18 protein-coding genes are annotated in these 16,859 nt (G+C 57.6%); 6 read left to right on the forward strand and 12 right to left on the reverse strand.

Translation table 11 applies throughout. The features are described 5' to 3' along the window. Positions 1–39 precede the first annotated feature (39 nt). From ENTMO_RS0120205 to trmB, 3 genes are read right to left on the reverse strand one after another with little or no spacing between them, the layout of a single operon-like run. Positions 40–756, reverse strand: coding sequence for a YggN family protein (locus ENTMO_RS0120205; RefSeq protein WP_010435482.1), 717 nt, complete (start codon positions 754–756; stop codon positions 40–42). 57 nt (positions 757–813) lie between these two features. Continuing rightward, on the reverse strand, positions 814–1,140 hold the full coding sequence (locus ENTMO_RS0120210; RefSeq protein ID WP_010435485.1) for a YggL family protein: 327 nt from the start codon (positions 1,138–1,140) through the stop codon (positions 814–816). Continuing rightward, on the reverse strand, positions 1,140–1,859 hold the full coding sequence (trmB, locus tag ENTMO_RS0120215) for a tRNA (guanosine(46)-N7)-methyltransferase TrmB (RefSeq protein ID WP_010435487.1): 720 nt from the start codon (positions 1,857–1,859) through the stop codon (positions 1,140–1,142). Before trmB ends, ENTMO_RS0120210 begins: the two co-directional genes overlap by 1 nt. A 144-nt stretch (positions 1,860–2,003) precedes the next feature. Between trmB and mutY the strand changes: the two genes are divergently transcribed. The 4 genes from mutY to ENTMO_RS0120235 all read left to right on the forward strand — a co-directional run bounded on the left by mutY (position 2,004) and on the right by ENTMO_RS0120235 (position 6,093). After that, positions 2,004–3,056 carry an A/G-specific adenine glycosylase gene (mutY, locus tag ENTMO_RS0120220; RefSeq protein WP_010435488.1) on the forward strand — a complete coding sequence of 351 codons (1,053 nt, stop codon included), beginning with the start codon at positions 2,004–2,006 and terminating at the stop codon, positions 3,054–3,056. 26 nt (positions 3,057–3,082) lie between these two features. Next, on the forward strand, positions 3,083–3,355 hold the full coding sequence (locus ENTMO_RS0120225; protein ID WP_010435490.1) for an oxidative damage protection protein: 273 nt from the start codon (positions 3,083–3,085) through the stop codon (positions 3,353–3,355). 124 nt (positions 3,356–3,479) lie between these two features. Continuing rightward, positions 3,480–4,556 (forward strand): membrane-bound lytic murein transglycosylase MltC, encoded by a 1,077-nt coding sequence (mltC, locus tag ENTMO_RS0120230; protein WP_010435492.1) that lies wholly within the window; start codon positions 3,480–3,482, stop codon positions 4,554–4,556. A gap of 280 nt (positions 4,557–4,836) precedes the next feature. Continuing rightward, the gene (locus tag ENTMO_RS0120235) at positions 4,837–6,093 is read left to right on the forward strand and encodes a nucleoside permease (protein ID WP_010435496.1); all 1,257 of its coding nucleotides are present in this window, start codon (positions 4,837–4,839) and stop codon (positions 6,091–6,093) included. A gap of 79 nt (positions 6,094–6,172) precedes the next feature. On the opposite strand, the gene citG is transcribed toward ENTMO_RS0120235, so the two are convergent. The 8 genes from citG to ENTMO_RS0120275 are packed head-to-tail and all read right to left on the reverse strand — an operon-like array spanning position 6,173 to position 13,484. After that, positions 6,173–6,976: a triphosphoribosyl-dephospho-CoA synthase CitG gene (gene citG / locus ENTMO_RS0120240; protein ID WP_010435499.1), complete on the reverse strand. Its 804-nt coding sequence runs from the start codon at positions 6,974–6,976 to the stop codon at positions 6,173–6,175. Next, positions 6,954–7,493, reverse strand: a complete 540-nt coding sequence (gene citX / locus ENTMO_RS0120245) for a citrate lyase holo-[acyl-carrier protein] synthase (RefSeq protein WP_010435501.1) — start codon at positions 7,491–7,493, stop codon at positions 6,954–6,956. Before citX ends, citG begins: the two co-directional genes overlap by 23 nt. Positions 7,494–7,495: 2 nt before the next feature. Then, positions 7,496–9,013 (reverse strand): citrate lyase subunit alpha, encoded by a 1,518-nt coding sequence (gene citF, locus ENTMO_RS0120250; RefSeq protein ID WP_010435503.1) that lies wholly within the window; start codon positions 9,011–9,013, stop codon positions 7,496–7,498. A gap of 10 nt (positions 9,014–9,023) precedes the next feature. Continuing rightward, a complete protein-coding gene (citE, locus tag ENTMO_RS0120255) occupies positions 9,024–9,899 on the reverse strand; it encodes a citrate (pro-3S)-lyase subunit beta (RefSeq protein WP_010435505.1) in 876 nt (291 codons plus the stop codon). After that, positions 9,896–10,189, reverse strand: a complete 294-nt coding sequence (gene citD, locus ENTMO_RS0120260) for a citrate lyase acyl carrier protein (RefSeq protein ID WP_010435508.1) — start codon at positions 10,187–10,189, stop codon at positions 9,896–9,898. Before citD ends, citE begins: the two co-directional genes overlap by 4 nt. Before the next feature lie 16 nt (positions 10,190–10,205). After that, a complete protein-coding gene (gene citC, locus ENTMO_RS0120265) occupies positions 10,206–11,228 on the reverse strand; it encodes a [citrate (pro-3S)-lyase] ligase (protein WP_010435511.1) in 1,023 nt (340 codons plus the stop codon). A 13-nt stretch (positions 11,229–11,241) separates the two neighbouring features. Further along, complete coding sequence (locus ENTMO_RS0120270) at positions 11,242–12,105, reverse strand: fumarylacetoacetate hydrolase family protein (RefSeq protein ID WP_010435513.1); 864 nt, start codon at positions 12,103–12,105, stop codon at positions 11,242–11,244. A 17-nt stretch (positions 12,106–12,122) separates the two neighbouring features. Continuing rightward, positions 12,123–13,484 (reverse strand): 2-hydroxycarboxylate transporter family protein, encoded by a 1,362-nt coding sequence (locus ENTMO_RS0120275; protein WP_010435516.1) that lies wholly within the window; start codon positions 13,482–13,484, stop codon positions 12,123–12,125. A 345-nt stretch (positions 13,485–13,829) separates the two neighbouring features. Between ENTMO_RS0120275 and ENTMO_RS0120280 the strand changes: the two genes are divergently transcribed. Then, positions 13,830–15,467, forward strand: coding sequence for an ATP-binding protein (locus tag ENTMO_RS0120280; protein WP_010435519.1), 1,638 nt, complete (start codon positions 13,830–13,832; stop codon positions 15,465–15,467). After that, a complete protein-coding gene (locus tag ENTMO_RS0120285) occupies positions 15,457–16,149 on the forward strand; it encodes a response regulator (RefSeq protein WP_010435522.1) in 693 nt (230 codons plus the stop codon). The genes ENTMO_RS0120280 and ENTMO_RS0120285 overlap by 11 nt, the downstream gene beginning before the upstream one ends. A 54-nt stretch (positions 16,150–16,203) precedes the next feature. On the opposite strand, the gene ENTMO_RS26750 is transcribed toward ENTMO_RS0120285, so the two are convergent. Next, on the reverse strand, positions 16,204–16,859 hold a 656-nt coding region (locus ENTMO_RS26750), incomplete at its 5' end, for an Orn/Lys/Arg family decarboxylase (RefSeq protein ID WP_010435523.1).

Raw genomic sequence — 16,859 nt, forward strand, 5'->3', positions numbered from 1 at the left:
CCCCTTTGGGGAGAGGGTTAGGGTGAGGGGTGAAATTAATTACTTCAGCGTCCCCACCAGCGCCTTCCGGCTATCTTCCAGCGACACCACGCGTTTACACACGTCTTTGCCAAACTGCTGGAAATCATCTTCCTGGTTTTTCCACTCGTTCTGAATCGAGGTCTGCAAGCCGCCAAGGCTACCCAGCACGCCCTGCAGCGGGTTACCGCCGCCTTTCAGCACGGCTTTCGCCCCCATCTCGTTGATGCTGTCCTGCAGGATGCCGCCCATCGCCTGATTCACCAGCTGCTGCCCGTCAGCACGGACCTGATCAATCGCCTTGTAGTGGAACGTCAGACCATCGGTACGATTCTCGATAATCCGGTTCATCTGTTCTTTAAGCTGCTTGTCCAGCTTGGTCAGACGGGTGCGCATATTGCTGCTCTCACCCACCTCTTTGGTGATGATCTTATCCAGCGCCACGCGGCTTTTCTCAACGCGCGTCAGCGCGCCGTCGTTAATCCACGGCAGTGCGGTACGCAGTTCGGCCTGGTAATCCTTCGCCTGCTCGCGCTGGGCGGCAGTCAGGTTTTGCGGTTTGCCGTTAAACGTCACGTTACCATCCGGCGTAATCACCAGATTGCCGTTCTCGCCTTTGACCCGCACGGTTTGCGGGTTTAACACCACATCGTCACGCGGGGTGACGCTACATTTATACTCCGCATGGGCGGTGGATCCGATTGCCAGTAAAGCAACCGCCAGCAACGTTTTGCGCATCTTTAACACTCCCTCAGACAAAATGGGCCAGCTAATGCTGGCCCTGTACTTGCTTTATTAGTCCCACCAAACGTCGAAAAGTTCGCTGATGCGGACATCTTCCAGTTTGTGGTCCTCAAGCCATTTGCGTACCAGCGCCTGATGTTCTTCGGTGCATTTACCGACTTCCTGGGTGCAGATCAGACCTTCCCACGCCAGATAGCCGCTACCGTCGAAGGCCAGCTTGTTTGGCTCGATCACATCATTGATGAACGCGTCAACGTCCTGATCGATCTGCTCAACGCTGGTGCCTTCCGGGAAACGCCAGGCAACAGAGAAGCCCACTTCCTGGAATTCTTCGATGTGCATCTTTTTACGCAGACGACGGCTACGATTCTTTGCCATTATTTCACCCTCTCGAACATTAAGTCCCATACACCGTGGCCAAGACGATGGCCACGCTGTTCAAATTTTGTCACCGGACGTGAATCCGGGCGCGGTACATAGTCGTTGCTTTCAGACTGGTTTTTATAGCCGTCCAGCGAGGACATCACTTCCAGCATATGTTCCGCATAAGGTTCCCAGTCGGTCGCCATGTGGAAGACGCCGCCCAGTTTTAACTTACTTTTCAGCAGCTCGGCAAACGGTGCCTGAACGATACGGCGTTTATTATGACGTGCTTTGTGCCACGGGTCAGGGAAAAAGAGCTGAACCATGTTCAAAGAATTGTCAGGAATCATTTTGTGCAGCACTTCCACCGCGTCGTGACACATGACGCGCAGGTTCTCAACGCCCTCTTCGTGGGCCGTTGCCAGGCATGCACCGACGCCCGGCGAGTGCACTTCGATACCGAGGAAGTTCTGCTCCGGTCGCGCTTTCGCCATGGTCACCAGCGAGGTGCCCATACCAAAACCGATCTCCAGCGTCACAGGCGCTTCTCGGCCAAACAGGTCGGCGAAGTCGACAGGCTGTTCAGTGAACTCAACGCCCATCACCGGCCAGTAGTTGTCCAGCGCGTGTTGCTGCCCTTTTGTCAGGCGGCCCTGACGGCGGCCAAAGCTGCGAATACGGCGCAGCGGGCGACCGTTTTCATCAAATTCCGGTGAAATGACGTCGTTTTTCATAAAAGAGTTGTCTGCTTGTGAGAGTGTTCGGGAAACGGGCATTATCCAAAGTTAAGGCTTCTATGCAAGCATGGGAAAGATCCGGTTTACAGCAGATTGATGCTGTGCTGCAATCTGCGTCCCTGATTATGTGAATCGATGACCATGCAAGCCTCTCAATTTTCAGCCCAGGTGCTGGACTGGTACGACAAATACGGGCGTAAAACCCTGCCCTGGCAAATTGAAAAAACGCCTTACAAAGTATGGCTCTCCGAGGTGATGTTGCAACAAACGCAGGTCGCCACGGTCATTCCTTACTTCGAGCGTTTTATGGCGCGCTTCCCGACGGTCACCGATCTGGCAAACGCGCCATTAGACGAAGTGCTGCACCTGTGGACAGGCCTGGGCTATTACGCCCGCGCGCGTAATCTTCACAAGGCCGCGCAGCAAGTCGCGACGCGCCATAACGGTAAATTCCCGGAAACCTTTGACGAGGTGGCCGATCTCCCCGGCGTCGGGCGCTCCACCGCAGGCGCGATTCTTTCCCTTTCATTAGGCAAGCATTTCCCGATCCTCGACGGCAACGTGAAGCGCGTGCTGGCACGCTGCTATGCCGTCGACGGCTGGCCGGGTAAGAAAGACGTAGAAAAACGCCTTTGGGAGATCAGCGAAGCGGTCACCCCGGCGAAAGGGGTGGAGCGTTTTAACCAGGCGATGATGGATCTGGGCGCGATGGTCTGCACGCGCTCAAAACCAAAATGCGAACTCTGCCCGGTGAATAATCTCTGCGTGGCGTATGCCAACCATTCGTGGGCGCAGTATCCCGGTAAGAAACCCAAACAGACGCTGCCGGAGCGCACCGGCTATATGCTGCTGATGCAACACGGCGATGAGGTGTTCCTTGCCCAGCGTCCGCCGAGCGGTCTGTGGGGCGGTCTATACTGCTTCCCACAGTTTGAAAATGAAGATTTGCTGCGGGAATGGCTTAAACAGCGCGGAATAGCCGCCGATAACCTGACGCAGCAGACGGCGTTTCGCCACACCTTCAGCCATTTCCATCTGGATATTGTGCCCATGTGGCTTCCCGTGTCCTCATTCACCTCGTGCATGGATGAAGGCACCGCTCTCTGGTATAACTTAGCGCAACCGCCTTCAGTCGGGCTGGCGGCTCCCGTGGAGCGCCTGTTACAACAATTACGTGCCGGTGCAATGGTTTAGCATCGGCAAGAAAAAGAGGAATGAGTATGGCCAGAACGATTTTTTGTACTTTCCTGCAGCGTGACGCTGAAGGCCAGGACTTCCAGCTTTATCCGGGCGACCTGGGTAAACGCATCTACAATGAAATCTCCAAAGAAGCCTGGGGACAGTGGCAGAAAAAGCAGACCATGCTGATCAACGAGAAAAAACTCAGCATGATGAACCCTGAACACCGGAAGCTGCTGGAGCAGGAGATGGTGAGCCTCCTGTTCGAAGGTAAAGACGTGCACATCGAAGGCTATACGCCACCGGAAAAATAATATCGCGCTGCTGGTGCCCGGCGGCGCTTCGCTTGCACGGGCCTACGGTTTTGTAGGCCGGGTAAGCAAAGCGCCACCCGGCGAAAGCAACGACTAAGCAAACACAACACGCACTCCCGGAATGATGAAAAAACTTTTAGCGCTAGCTCTTGTTGCGCCGTTGCTTGTCTCTTGTTCTTCCAAAAAAGGCGATGATTACAACGAAGCCTGGGTTAAGGACACCAACGGTTTTGACATTTTGATGGGGCAGTTTGCCCACAACATCGAAAACATATGGGGATTTAACGAAGTTCTTATCGCCGGACCTAAGGACTACGTTAAGTACACCGACGCCTATCAGACCCGAAGCCACATCAACTTTGATGACGGTACGATCACGGTTGAAACCATTGCAGGCACTGAACCTGCTGCGCGCCTGCGTCAGGCGATTATCAAAACCCTGCTGATGGGTGACGATCCGGGCTCTATCGATCTCTACTCCGACGCAGACGACATTACCATTTCCAAAGAGCCGTTCCTGTACGGCCAGGTCGTCGATCAAACCGGTCAGCCGATCCGCTGGGAAGGCCGCGCCACGAACTTCGCGGATTATCTGCTGCAAACGCGCCTGAAAAGCCGCTCGAACGGCCTGAAGGTCATCTACAGCATCACCATCAACCTGGTGCCGAACCACCTCGACAAGCGTGCGCATAAGTACATTGGGATGGTGCGTCAGGCGTCACGTAAGTACGGCGTGGATGAGTCGCTGATCCTGGCGATTATGCAGACCGAATCTTCATTCAACCCGTACGCGGTAAGCCGCTCCGACGCGCTGGGGCTGATGCAGGTTGTGCAGCACAGCGCCGGTAAAGACGTGTTCCGCTCGCAGGGTAAATCCGGCACGCCGAGCCGCAGCTATCTGTTCGACCCGCAGAGCAACATCGATACCGGCACCGCCTATCTGGCGATGCTGAATAATGTGTACCTGGGCGGAATTGATAACCCAACGTCGCGCCGCTATGCGGTGATCACGGCCTATAATGGCGGTGCGGGCAGCGTGCTGCGCGTCTTCTCCAGCGATAAGGTGCAGGCCGCGAACATCATCAACAGCATGGCGCCGGGGCATGTCTACCCAACCCTCACCACCCGCCCCCCGTCTGCGGAATCCCGCCGCTATCTGTATAAGGTGAATACGGCGCAGAAGAATTATCGTCGTCGCTAAAAAGCTCCCCCTCACCCTGCCCTCTCCCAGAGGGAGAGGGTATTCAAGTTCCCTCTCCCTCTGGGAGAGGGTTAGGGTGAGGGCATCAGGCTGCACTCACTCACCCCATCCATACGAAAATGTTATTTGCATCACAATCCAAACTGCAAATTAATGTGGATTGCATTTTTTTGCGGGAGGTAACAAAACATATCGTTGCCAACTGATAGAATTGCATCAAATAACAACCCTGAATGTTCCCAAAACAACATATCTCCCGCTCACTTGTGAGGAAAGTAACATGAACCTTAAGCTGCAGCTTAAAATTTTGTCGTTTCTGCAGTTCTGCCTGTGGGGTAGCTGGCTGACCACACTCGGCTCCTATATGTTTGTGACGCTCAAGTTCGACGGTGCGTCTATCGGTGCCGTATACAGTTCGCTGGGTATCGCGGCTGTCTTCATGCCAACGCTGCTCGGTATCGTGGCGGATAAATGGTTAAGTGCGAAATGGCTGTACATGCTTTGCCATCTGGTGGGTGCGGGGACGCTGTTTATGGCGGCCGAAGTGACCACACCGGGGGCGATGTTCATGGTGATCCTGCTTAACTCGCTGGCCTATATGCCAACGCTTGGCCTGATCAACACCATCTCCTACCACCGCATCAAGTCTGCGGGCATGGATATCGTGACCGACTTCCCGCCAATCCGTATCTGGGGCACCATCGGCTTTATCATGGCGATGTGGGGCGTGAGCTTCGCGGGCTTTGAGCTGAGCCATATGCAGCTCTATATCGGCGCGGTGCTCTCCGTGGTGCTGGCCGTGTTTACCCTGACGCTGCCGCACCTTCCGGTATCAAACCAGCAGAAAAACCAGAGCTGGAGCGCCATGCTCGGCCTGGACGCATTCGCGCTGTTTAAAAACAGACGCATGGCGATCTTCTTTATCTTCTCCATGCTGCTGGGCGCAGAGCTGCAGATCACTAACATGTTCGGCAACACCTTCCTGCACAGCTTCGATAACAACCCGCTGTTTGCCGGAAGCTTTATCGTCGAGCACGCGTCGGTGATGATGTCCATCTCTCAGATCTCTGAGACGCTGTTCATCCTGACCATCCCGTTCTTCCTGAGCCGCTACGGCATCAAAAACGTGATGCTGATCAGTATCGCTGCATGGATGCTGCGCTTCGGCCTGTTCGCCTACGGTGACCCAAGCGCGTTCGGTACCGTGCTGCTGGTGCTGTCGATGATCGTTTACGGCTGCGCCTTCGACTTCTTCAACATCTCCGGTTCGGTGTTTGTGGAAAAAGAGGTGAAGCCTGAAATCCGCGCCAGCGCGCAGGGCATGTTCCTGATGATGACCAACGGCTTCGGCTGTATTCTGGGTGGCGTGGTGAGCGGTAAAGTGGTTGAGATGTACACCACCAACGGCATCACCGACTGGCAGCCCGTGTGGCTGATCTTCGCCGCGTACTCGCTGGTGCTGTTCTTCGCGTTTATCGCGCTGTTCAAGTACAAGCACGTGCGTGAACCACACGGTGCGCAGCCGATCGCGCATTGATTGTTGTGCCCGGTGGCGCTGCGCTTACCGGGCCTACAAAACCAGACCGTAAGCCGGGTAAGGCGAAGCCGCCACCCGGCTATTTTATTACAGAGAGCACCCACCCCACCGACAGCAAATCCGCACTGCCGCCCGGGCTCAGATTGCGTTCAATCAATGCCTTATCCATTCTAAGCAACGCCTCGCGATCCCAGCCGTTAGCCAGTAACTCCCGCGCGTAGCCCTGAACGTAGCGCAACCCTTCCATACCGCCGCGCGACACGAGATTGCTGTCCTGATTAACCGCCATCAGGCGCAACAGCAGGCCATGAAGCGACTGTACGTTCCACGAATCCAAAGCCTTACGCACCGTCGCGAAGCCGCTCTCCGCCTCGCCGCGCGCGCCGGTAAATCCGTACTGCTGAAACTGCCGCTCGCCCGCCGTCGCCTGTCCGCTGCGTGCGGCCAGCTCACGCGATACCAGCCCGCTGCAGATGTTACTCACCTCACAACAGAGGCTGTCTGCGGAGGTATTTTTCACACGCCCGGCGGCGAAGCACAGTAAACCCAGGGCAAAAATCCCGCCCTTGTGGGTGTTCACTCCGTTCGTTGCAGCGTACATCGCCTGCTCGCAGGCCATCCCCATCGGGCGGATAATCCGAAGCTGTGCGTCAGCGGGTTTATCTGCATACGCGCTACCCAGCTCGGCAAAGCGCGAAAACCACGGCGTAATCGCCGCAATGCTGCGGACGAACAGCGCGTGGTCCATATCGCGATGGGAACCGTTATTGAGCTTGTCCACCAGCCCCGGCTTGGGCGTCAGCTCCAACTCCTGCCACAGCGCCGCTTCGGCAAGCGCGGGCACGTCAACCGGGCGCGGTTTAGTCGCGAGCAAACCAGTCATCGATCGTCTTCTCCACGCGGGAAACCACCTGCTCAACGGGATGCTTTCGCGAGCGGGAACAGGCGTGAGCGGGCTCGTCGCAGATCAGGCAGCGTCTGAGATTCGCCCCCAGCGACTGACGTCCGACGTGGCCGTGCTGAGGGCAGATCACGTCCAGATCCCACAGCCTGCCGAGCGGGTGCGTCTGCTCCAGCTCCGCACAGTGCGCTTTGATTTCCACCGCAGGATGGGCCACGCACCACACGGCTTCTGGCCCTGTCGGGAGCCACAGCACCTGGCGGTCCAGCACCTGCCAGCGGTTCTCCCACAGCAGCTGGTCGCACATCTGCAGCGCCACGCCCATGCAGTTTCGATAGCGCAGGCTGTCCTTGATCTCCCCAGGCGTAACCAGCGTGAGGGAAATCACCGGTTGTTGATAGTGCTCAAGCATGTCAGCCTGGCGCGCTGCGCGGCGCTCTTTCGCCGCCAGCAGTTCGTCCAGGCTGACACCCGCCCGCACGGGTGTCGCTGAAATCATACTTACTCCTTCACCTGTCGTACGGTGTCGATCACGCTGCCGTCGCGGTAGCGGATCACCCCGACAATTTTGTCGGTAAATTCAATCGGTTTCGGTACGCCCGTCAGGGAAATCGCCCGCTCGTAAAGCGCGCTGATATCCACAACGTTGAGCCCGGCTTCCAGCAGACGGTCGCGGATCTCCGGGCGCGCCGGATTGACCGCAATGCCGTGGTCGGTGACCAGCACGTCAATGCTTTCGCCCGGCGTGAGGCGTGTGGTGACGCGTTTCCCGACCGTCGGAATACGGCTGCGCAGCAGCGGCGCGACCACAATGGTCAGGTTCGCCGCGGCGGCCACGTCGCAGTGTCCGCCGGACGCGCCGCGCATCACCCCATCGGAGCCGGTGATCACGTTGACGTTGAAATCGACGTCGATTTCCAGCGCGCTGAGGATCACCACGTCGAGCTGGTCGCAGCTTGCCGCCTTGCTGCCGGGGTTGGCGTAAACGTTGGTGGAGATCTCCACGTGGTTCGGGTTGCTCGCCAGCGACGCCGCCGCCTGGCCGTCAAAGCACTGGGTGTCGAGCAGCTTTTCGATCAGCCCCTTCTCGTGCAAATCCACCAGGCTGCCGGTGATGCCGCCGAGCGCAAAGCGGGCCTTCACGCCGCTGCGCTCCATCTTCTCTTCCATAAAGCGCGTACAGGCGGTCGCCGCCGCGCCGGAACCGGTCTGCATCGAGAAGCCCGATTTGAAGTAGCCGGAGTGTTCAATCACGTCCGCCGCATAGCGGGCAATCATCAGCTCGCGCGGGTTGCTGGTGACGCGCGCCGCGCCGACGCTGATTTTCGCCGGGTCGCCCACGCTCTCAACCTGCACGATGTAGTCCACCTGGTCCTGCACCAGGCTGGCGGGCATATTGGGGAACGGCACCAGTTCTTCCGTCAGCAGCACCACCTTGCGGGCAAAGTGCGCGTCCACCATGGCGTAGCCCAGCGAGCCGCAGCAGGATTTGCCGTGCGTCCCGTTGGCGTTGCCAAACTCATCGCTGCACGGCACGCCGAGAAACGCCACGTCGATATTCAACTCGCCGTCCTGGAGCAGCTTCACGCGCCCGCCGTGGGAGTGAATTTGCACCGGCTCGTCCATCAACCCGTGGGAGATGGCGTCTGCCAGCCTGCCGCGCATCCCCGAGGTGTAAATCCGGGTGATAACGCCGCTTTCGATATGTTCGATCAGCGCGTCGTTGCAAGTCATCAGCGAACTGGAGGCCAGCGTCAGGTTTTTGAAGCCCATCCGCGCCAGCAGCGCCACGACGGTGTTGATCACCCGGTCGCCTTCGCGAAACGCATGGTGGAAGGAGATGGTCATCCCGTCCTGCAGGCCGCAGCGCTTAACCGCCTCTTCAACAGAGGCGCAGAGCTTGCGGCTGTGTTTCGCGTCGCTGTCCGCCAGCCACGGCGTGGCGCTGTGGGCGGTATCAAAGGGCTTCAGGTCCCGCAGATGGGGAAAATTCACGTGAAGAAGTTCTGTCTGATTCATCATCTCATCCTTACCGACGCACGCCGGAGGCCGCCGCGCGCTCCAGCACCACCTGCGCGTGGTTAATAATCGGTGCATCCACCATTTTGCCGTTGAGCGACACCACGCCCAGGCCGTTACGCTCGCCCTCTTCTGCCGCCTCAATCACCCTTTTGGCGTGATCCACCTCTTCCTGGGTCGGGGCGTAGGCGTTGTGCAGCAGGTCAATCTGGCGCGGGTTAATCAGCGATTTGCCGTTGAAGCCCATCTTGCGGATCAGATCGACCTCGCGCAGGAATCCGGCCTCGTCGTTAACGTCTGACCACACCACGTCGAAGGCGTCGATGCCCGCCGCGCGGGCGGCGTGCAGCACGGCGCAGCGGGCGTAGAACAGCTCGGTGCCGTCGCCGCGCTCGGTCTGCATGTCCATCACGTAGTCAAAGGCGGCCAGCGCAATCCCGATGAGGCGCGGAGAGCTGCGGGCAATCGCCACGGCGTTGATGACGCCAATGGCTGATTCAATCGCCGCCATCACGCGGGTGGAGCCGACCTTGCGGCCGCACGCCTGCTCGATACGCTCGAGGTGGCCTTCCAGCTCGTAGATATCGTCCGGGGTGTCGGTTTTTGGCAGGCGGATCACATCCACGCCTGCCCGCACGGCGGCTTCCAGATCCAGCAGGCCAAACGGCGTACTGAGCGGGTTAATGCGCACCACGGTTTCGATATCCTGATACATCGGGTGCTGCAGCGCGTGGAACACCAGCATGCGCGCGGTGTCTTTCTCGCGCAGGGCGACGGCGTCCTCAAGGTCGAACATGATGGAGTCAGGACGGTAGATAAAGGCGGTGGAGAGCATGGCGGCGTTGGCGCCCGGCAGGAACAGCATGCTGCGGCGGAGTTTGCTCATTTTAGCGCCCCCCAGTTGATGGCCTGTTCATCGGCGGCACGCATCAGTGCGCTCTGCAGGCGGGCGCGGATCACACAGTCCAGCGCCCCTTTGTCTTCAATAATGATTAATCCCTGGTGCACGTTCATGGCGCGCAATGTGTCGTTGACCACCTGGCGGATCTGCTCGCCAAACTGCTTAATCACTTCACTGTGGATGACAATCTCCAGCTCGCCGTGAGCGGGAGCGATTTTCACCATCAGGTCGCTGGACTCCTGCGTTCCGGCCAGCGCCTCCCTTACAATATTCATGATAAATTCCTGGTAGTTAAGCGACTTCGGCACTCGCACGGTAATGCGTTTCGAGATGCGCGAAGGTGGAGTCCGGGACAATCTCCCGGATCCGGGAAAACTGCTGTGTCTTCAGTAAGCGGCGCACTTCCGAGGCCGAAATGGCGTTGCCGGTGGCCTTGATGCGCGGCATTTCCACCACCTCGATATGCGAGGCCAGCAGGTCGTGCAGCGTCTGGTTGTACTGGCGGGTGATATCGCAAAACGGCTCGGAGCCGATGAAGCGGTGCGTGATGCCGAGCGCCGGGGCAATAAAGTCCCGGAAGATCAGCACGTCGATCTCGCTCCACGCCTGCTGCACCCTGCCGGTCTCCTTCAGGAAGTAAGCCGGGAAGGTGGCGCGGGAGATGATGTACTGCGAGCCTTCATGCACCACCACGTTCGGCAGATGCGCCACGCCCGCGCGCACCATCTCGAGGCGCGCGCTGAACGGGAAGAACGAGGCGTCTTCACGCACCACGAACAGATGCAGGGCATCGCACCGCGTCGCCGCCTGTTCCACCAGATGGCGGTGGCCGAGGGTGAACGGATTGGCGTTCATCACTATCGCGCCAATGTTCTCCCCGCACTTGCGCTTCGCGCGCAGGGAACGGCAGTAGCGTTCAATCCCCTGCGGGGTGTTCTCCATCAGCACCGCATTGTTACCACTCTGGGCAATCGGCCAGAAGCCGCTGCGGGCAAAGCGCTCCCGGTTACACGGACGGGTGCAGAGGAAGAGGTGAAAATGGCCGCGCTCCAGCGCCGCATTTTCCACCTCTGCCAGCAGCCGCGCGCTGAGGTTCTCGCCACGAAGCTGCTCGTTGACCGCCACGCATTTGATGACGTTGGCAGCAAGCCCTGCGCAACCCACCAGCTGCGAGCCGGACCAGGCTTCGACGAAAAGCGTGATGTCGTTGTCCAGGCCAAGGCCGCTGTCTGCCAGCAGGTAACGGATCTGGCTTAAGCGTTCCGGGTGCTTCGCCACGAGGGTGTGGCGAAAATCGATGGGTTGCGATTGCATGCTGCCGCCTTACCTAGTGTGCCGCCGCAAGCCCAACGGCCGGCGCTTCCATAATCACGTTGCTCAGGTGACCGATATGCTCGATCTCCACCTCAATGCGATCGCCCTCTTTCATAAACAGCGGCGGGTTACGCTTTTTACCCACCCCGCCCGGGGATCCGGTGATGATCACGTCGCCCGGGCTGAGGCGGGTGAAGGTGCTGATGTACTCGATCAGCTCCGCAACCTTGTGGATCATGCTGCTGGTGTTGTCTTCCTGCACCATGCGGCCGTTCAGCCAGGTGCGGATCGCCAGCTGGTGCGGGTCCGGGATTTCGTCCGCTGTCGCCATCCACGGGCCAAACGCGCCGGTCTGACGCCAGTTTTTACCGGCGGTAAACCAGGTGTGCTGCCAGTCGCGGGCGGAGCCGTCCATGTAGCAGCTGTAGCCCGCCACGTGGCGCAGGGCGTCATCGCGGCTGATGTTCTCCCCGCCTTTGCCGATGATCACCGCCAGCTCGCCTTCATAGTCAAATTCGCTGGAGTGGCGCGGCTTCAGCACTGGCTCGTTGTGGCCGGTCTGTGAATCCGGGAAGCGGACAAACAGCGTCGGGGCCGGGTTATGCTGGTCAAACTCCTTGCGCTTGTCGGCGTAGTTCATGCCCACGCAGAGGATTTTTTCCGGCTGCACGATCACCGGTAAGAAGGTGATGGCGCTCAGCGGCACGTCCACGGCATCGTTCAGATAGCGGGTGGCCTGCGCCAGCCCGTTGCCCTGTAGCAGCGCCTTGAGGTCGCCGTAGCGGTCGCCAAGACGGCGGCCTAAATCAATCACGCCGTCGGCCTGGACGATGCCGTAGCTGCGTTTTCCCTGGTATAAAAAGCTTGCGAGTTTCATTGTTCTTTCCTGAAAACTTAAACGAGGAAGTTGCCCAGAATCAGCAGTGAGATGGAGACGTTAATCGCCCCGCCGATACGGGTAGCAATCTGGGCGAACGGCATCAGGCTCATGCGGTTGCCTGCGGTCAGGATTGCCACGTCGCCGGTACCGCCCTGGCCGCTCTGGCAGCAGGAGACGATGGCGACATCAATCGGGTGCATGCCAATCTTTTTGCCGACGAAGAAGCCGGTCGCCACCAGTGCGGAAACGGTGCTGACGATCACCAGCAGGTTGCTGACGGTGAACGCCGCCACCAGTTCATGCCCCGGAGTGATGGCCACGCCGACGGCAAAGAGGATTGGGTAGGTCACGGAGGTCTGGAAGAATTTGTACACCACCTGCGAGCCTTCCAGCAGGCGCGGAGAGGCACCGTTGCAGAGCTTCACCAGCACCGCCATAAACAGCATGCCGACTGGGGCAGGCAGGCCAATCAGCTTGTGGCCGAGCATGCCCAGCATATAGAGCAGCACCGCCAGCAGCGCGCCGGAGGCGATAGTGGTGACGTCCGCTTTGCCGGAAAACGCAGGCTGAGAGACAGTAGCATCGGCATTCGCGCGGTTCGGCATCAGCTGGCCTTCACCGGTCAGGTGCGGGTAGCGTTTACCGAGCTGGTTCAGGCAGCCGGAGATAATGATTGCCGTCAGACCGCCGAGCATCACCATCGGCAACACACGGCCGAGCGCCACGCCCTGGTCCATGTGCAGCAGGGTGGCATAGCCGATGGAAAGCGGAATAGCCCCTTCCCCGACGCCGCCCGCCATAATCGGCAGAATGATAAAGAAGAAGATCTGGAACGGCTCCAGACCCAGCGCCAGGCCAACGCCCATCCCCACCAGCATGCCGACGATTTCGCCGCACAGCATCGGGAAGAAGATGCGCAGGAAGCCCTGAATCAGCACCGTGCGGTTCATGCTCATGATGCTGCCGACGATAATGCAGCAGATATAGAGATAGAGAATGTTGGTGGATTTGTAGAACTTGGTGGTGGACTCGACCACCACGTCCGGCAGCAGGCCGTAATAGACCAGCGCGGAAGGGATAAAGGTGGCGCAAATCGCCGCCGCGCCGAGCTTGCCGACAATCGGCAGGCGTTTGCCAAACTCGCCGCAGGCAAAGCCGAAGAAGGCCAGCGTGGCCACCATCACCACGATATCGCTCGGCAGTTTCCCACCCAGGCAATCAATGGCAATCAGCGCGCCCGCCAGAACGAACAGCGGCAGAGGAATAATCCCGATTTTCCAGGTATCCATAATATGCCACCAGCGCTCTTTGAGCGAAGGTCCCTGAATTTCAATCGGGTCGTGGGTAACAGAGAAAGAATCGTCAGTTGTGCTCATAATAAGCCCCTTGGTTATTTTGTGCGTTCAGCTTAGAGTCACAAAGGCTTACTTTATGTGAGGAATGGCATATTAAAAGCGAAGTTTTAATGGCAGCTATGGTTTTAATGGTTTCTTTTATTTAATGTGATTTACACCTTATTTATTTCCGTGGTTTTTATGGTTTCTTTTCTTAAATGAACAAATAAATAACATTTATTAATTTAGCCTTAAGACGCCTGGCGTATCGGATAAATCTTTTACAGGTGCTGCTGTGCAAGGGATCACAAGTTTTCTGCAAAGCAGGCGTCACCACGAGAAAAGATGATATATTAGCCTGCCTTGTTGATACCCGGCGTGATAGTTATGAAAGTGTCATTTCAGATTAAGCTGTTTATTTCGCTGGTCGCTTTTTTCTCGGTACTGTTTGCGCTACTGGGTGGATATTATTACGTCGACGTTGGAAGACAGCTTTATCAGGAAATGAGTGCACGTGCAAAAATACAGGCCGAAGAAATTGCGCTTATTCCTACTTTGCGAAAAGAAGTCGAACAGAAAGATATCAACGGCATCAGCGACTTTATGCAGAAAATAGCGGCCCACAGCGACGCCAGTTTTATTGTGATTGGCGATAATAAAGGGCTGCATTTGTTTCACTCGGTGTTTGCTGACCGGGTGGGAAAAACGCTGGTCGGCGGCGATAACGACGAGGTTCTGCAGGGTAAAAGCACGACCACTATCCGCAAGGGCGGCTTAGGTATTTCACTTCGCAGTAAAGCGCCGATTTTTAACGATGCGGGGCACGTCGTGGGTATTGTCTCGGTGGGCTATCTCACCAGCTATCTGGATACCATTACCGTCAATAAAGTGGTTAACATTCTGATTGCCGCCGTGCTGCTGCTAATCGCCCTGTTTATCTTCTCCTGGTTTTTCACCCGCAGTATTAAGAAGCAGATCTTCTCGCTGGAGCCACGCGAAATTGGCCTGCTGGTACGCCAGCAGAAGGCGATGATGGAATCCATCTATGAAGGGGTCATCGCTATCGATGACGATCTGCGCATCGAAGTGATCAACCAGGCGGCACGCAAGTTATTAGGCTTAAGCCAGCCCGCCCGCGAGCTGCGCGGACAACTGATTAGCCAGGTGATCGATCCTGTTCCATTCTTCAATACGCATACCATGCTGGCGAAAGACACCCATGATGAAATCTGCCGCTTTAACGATCTTACGGTCATTGCCAGCCGGGTAAGGATCATGCTGGAAAACTCGCTGCAGGGCTGGGTGATCACCTTCCGCGATCGCAATGAGATCGACACGCTCAGCGCCCAGCTCAGCCAGGTTAAACGCTACGTTGATAACCTGCGCATCATGCGCCACGAGCAGCTCAACCGGATGACCACCCTTTCCGGCCTGCTGCACATGGGCCGCTATGAAGAGGCGATTGGCTATATTCAGGCGCAGTCAGAGCACGCGCAGGAGCTGCTGGACTTTATCTCGTCGCGCTTTAGCTCCCCGACGCTCTGCGGCCTGCTGTTAGGCAAAGCCGCGCGTGCGCGGGAGAAAGGCGTGGAGCTGAGTTTCGACCCCGCCTGCCGGATGGATAAATCCTTTCTGCCGCTACTTGAATCGGAACTCATCTCGATTATCGGGAACTTGCTGGATAACGCGATTGAAGCGACGCAGCGCGCACCGCTTCCGCATGCGCCGGTTGAAGTGCTGATAAAACTGAGCGAGCAGGAACTCATCATCGAAGTCGCCGACCAGGGTATTGGCATCAAACCGGAGATCCGTGAACAAATATTTGAACGCGGCATTACCACCAAAACGCGCGGCGATCACGGTATTGGCCTGTATCTGATTGAAAGCTACGTCACGCAGGCGGGCGGCGCCATCGAAGTTGCGGATAACACGCCGCGCGGTGCCATTTTCTCACTGTTTATTCCCGCCACGGGAGCTGCCCGGCGTCCCGCACAAGAACTGGAAGATAATGATTATGCAACATGAACTTATCGACGTACTGATTGTTGAAGACGAGAACGAACTGGCGCAATTGCATGCGGAGCTGATCGGTAAACATCCGCGTTTGAGGCTGGTCGGGATTGCCTCTTCACTGGCTGACGCGCAGACGCAGCTTGAGAGCAAGCAGCCTCAGCTGATGTTGCTGGATAACTACCTGCCGGACGGCAAGGGCATCACGCTTATCAGTAACCCAATGCTGGCCCGCGCCAACTGCTCAGTGATTTTCATCACTGCCGCCAGTGACATGGACACCTGCAGCCAGGCCATCCGCAACGGCGCGTTTGACTACATCCTCAAACCGGTGTCCTGGAAGCGGCTCAGCCAGTCGCTGGAGCGCTTTGTGCAGTTTGCCGAGCAGCAGCGGGTCTGGAAGATTGTCGACCAGCAGAACGTGGATTCCCTCTATCAATTGCAGGCAAAAAATTACCGTCAGGACAACGGCAGTAAAGGCATTGAAGAGAATACGCTGGCGCTGGTACAAACACTTTTTAACGCCAAAGCAACGCACTGCTTTTCCGTGGATGAAGTGGTGAGCGAAACGGGTTTGAGTAAAACCACCACCCGGCGCTATCTGGAACACTGCGTGGAGGCGGGGTTTCTCAGCGTAGAGATGCTGTACGGGAAGATTGGGCATCCGAGGAGGATGTATAAACGTAGTGCGGTTTGAAGAAAAGTTCCCTCTCCCTGTGGGAGAGGGTTAGGGTGAGGGCAACAGCCCGCACTATCTCAATACATACCCATACAGCCGCTTAATCCCGTCGGCATCCTTCTCGCTGTACACACCCTGCAGCTCCGGCGAGAAGCCCGGCAGCATATTGATGCCCTCCTCCAGCGCCAGAAAATAGCGCTGTACCGCCCCGCCCCAGACTTCACCCGGCACCACGCACAGCACCCCTGGCGGATACGGCAGCGCGCCCTCAGCGGCAATGCGTCCTCCGGCATCACGAATACGCACCAGCTCCACGTTTCCGCGAATGTACTCCTGGTTGGCATCCTGAGGGTTCACCACGACGTCGGGGAAGCTTTCCCGGCGGAACATCGCCTTTTGCAGATCTTTCACGTTAAAGCTGACGTAGAGATCGTGCATCTCCTGGCACAGCTGGCGGATCGTGTAATCACGGTAGCGAACGGGATATTTCTGGTAGATGGTCGGCAGAACGTCGGCCAGCGGCGTATCGTCTTCAATGTGCTGTTCAAACTGTCCCAGCATCGCCACCAGCTGCGCCAGCTTCTCGCTGCTTTCGGCAGGGGTCAGCAGGAACAGGATTGAGTTGAGATCGCACTTCTCCGGCACGATGCCGTTCTCACGCAGGTAGTGCGCCAGAATTGTCGCCGGGATACCAAACGCGGTGTAGTTACCGGTTTCCGCATCGATAC

This window comes from Enterobacter mori LMG 25706, assembly GCF_000211415.1.
Taxonomy (GTDB): domain Bacteria; phylum Pseudomonadota; class Gammaproteobacteria; order Enterobacterales; family Enterobacteriaceae; genus Enterobacter; species Enterobacter mori.

Coding starts and splice junctions, on each gene's coding strand:
- ENTMO_RS0120225 (WP_010435490.1), top strand. CDS start 3,083: ATGGCCAGAACGATTTTTTGTACTTTCCTGCAGCGTGACGCTGAAGGC.
- ENTMO_RS0120275 (WP_010435516.1), bottom strand. CDS start 13,484: ATGAGCACAACTGACGATTCTTTCTCTGTTACCCACGACCCGATTGAA.
- ENTMO_RS0120235 (WP_010435496.1), top strand. CDS start 4,837: ATGAACCTTAAGCTGCAGCTTAAAATTTTGTCGTTTCTGCAGTTCTGC.
- citG (WP_010435499.1), bottom strand. CDS start 6,976: ATGACTGGTTTGCTCGCGACTAAACCGCGCCCGGTTGACGTGCCCGCG.
- ENTMO_RS0120270 (WP_010435513.1), bottom strand. CDS start 12,105: ATGAAACTCGCAAGCTTTTTATACCAGGGAAAACGCAGCTACGGCATC.
- ENTMO_RS0120285 (WP_010435522.1), top strand. CDS start 15,457: ATGCAACATGAACTTATCGACGTACTGATTGTTGAAGACGAGAACGAA.
- citD (WP_010435508.1), bottom strand. CDS start 10,189: ATGAATATTGTAAGGGAGGCGCTGGCCGGAACGCAGGAGTCCAGCGAC.
- ENTMO_RS0120210 (WP_010435485.1), bottom strand. CDS start 1,140: ATGGCAAAGAATCGTAGCCGTCGTCTGCGTAAAAAGATGCACATCGAA.
- mltC (WP_010435492.1), top strand. CDS start 3,480: ATGAAAAAACTTTTAGCGCTAGCTCTTGTTGCGCCGTTGCTTGTCTCT.
- citX (WP_010435501.1), bottom strand. CDS start 7,493: ATGATTTCAGCGACACCCGTGCGGGCGGGTGTCAGCCTGGACGAACTG.
- citF (WP_010435503.1), bottom strand. CDS start 9,013: ATGAATCAGACAGAACTTCTTCACGTGAATTTTCCCCATCTGCGGGAC.
- ENTMO_RS0120280 (WP_010435519.1), top strand. CDS start 13,830: ATGAAAGTGTCATTTCAGATTAAGCTGTTTATTTCGCTGGTCGCTTTT.
- ENTMO_RS0120205 (WP_010435482.1), bottom strand. CDS start 756: ATGCGCAAAACGTTGCTGGCGGTTGCTTTACTGGCAATCGGATCCACC.
- citC (WP_010435511.1), bottom strand. CDS start 11,228: ATGCAATCGCAACCCATCGATTTTCGCCACACCCTCGTGGCGAAGCAC.
- trmB (WP_010435487.1), bottom strand. CDS start 1,859: ATGAAAAACGACGTCATTTCACCGGAATTTGATGAAAACGGTCGCCCG.
- citE (WP_010435505.1), bottom strand. CDS start 9,899: ATGAGCAAACTCCGCCGCAGCATGCTGTTCCTGCCGGGCGCCAACGCC.
- mutY (WP_010435488.1), top strand. CDS start 2,004: ATGCAAGCCTCTCAATTTTCAGCCCAGGTGCTGGACTGGTACGACAAA.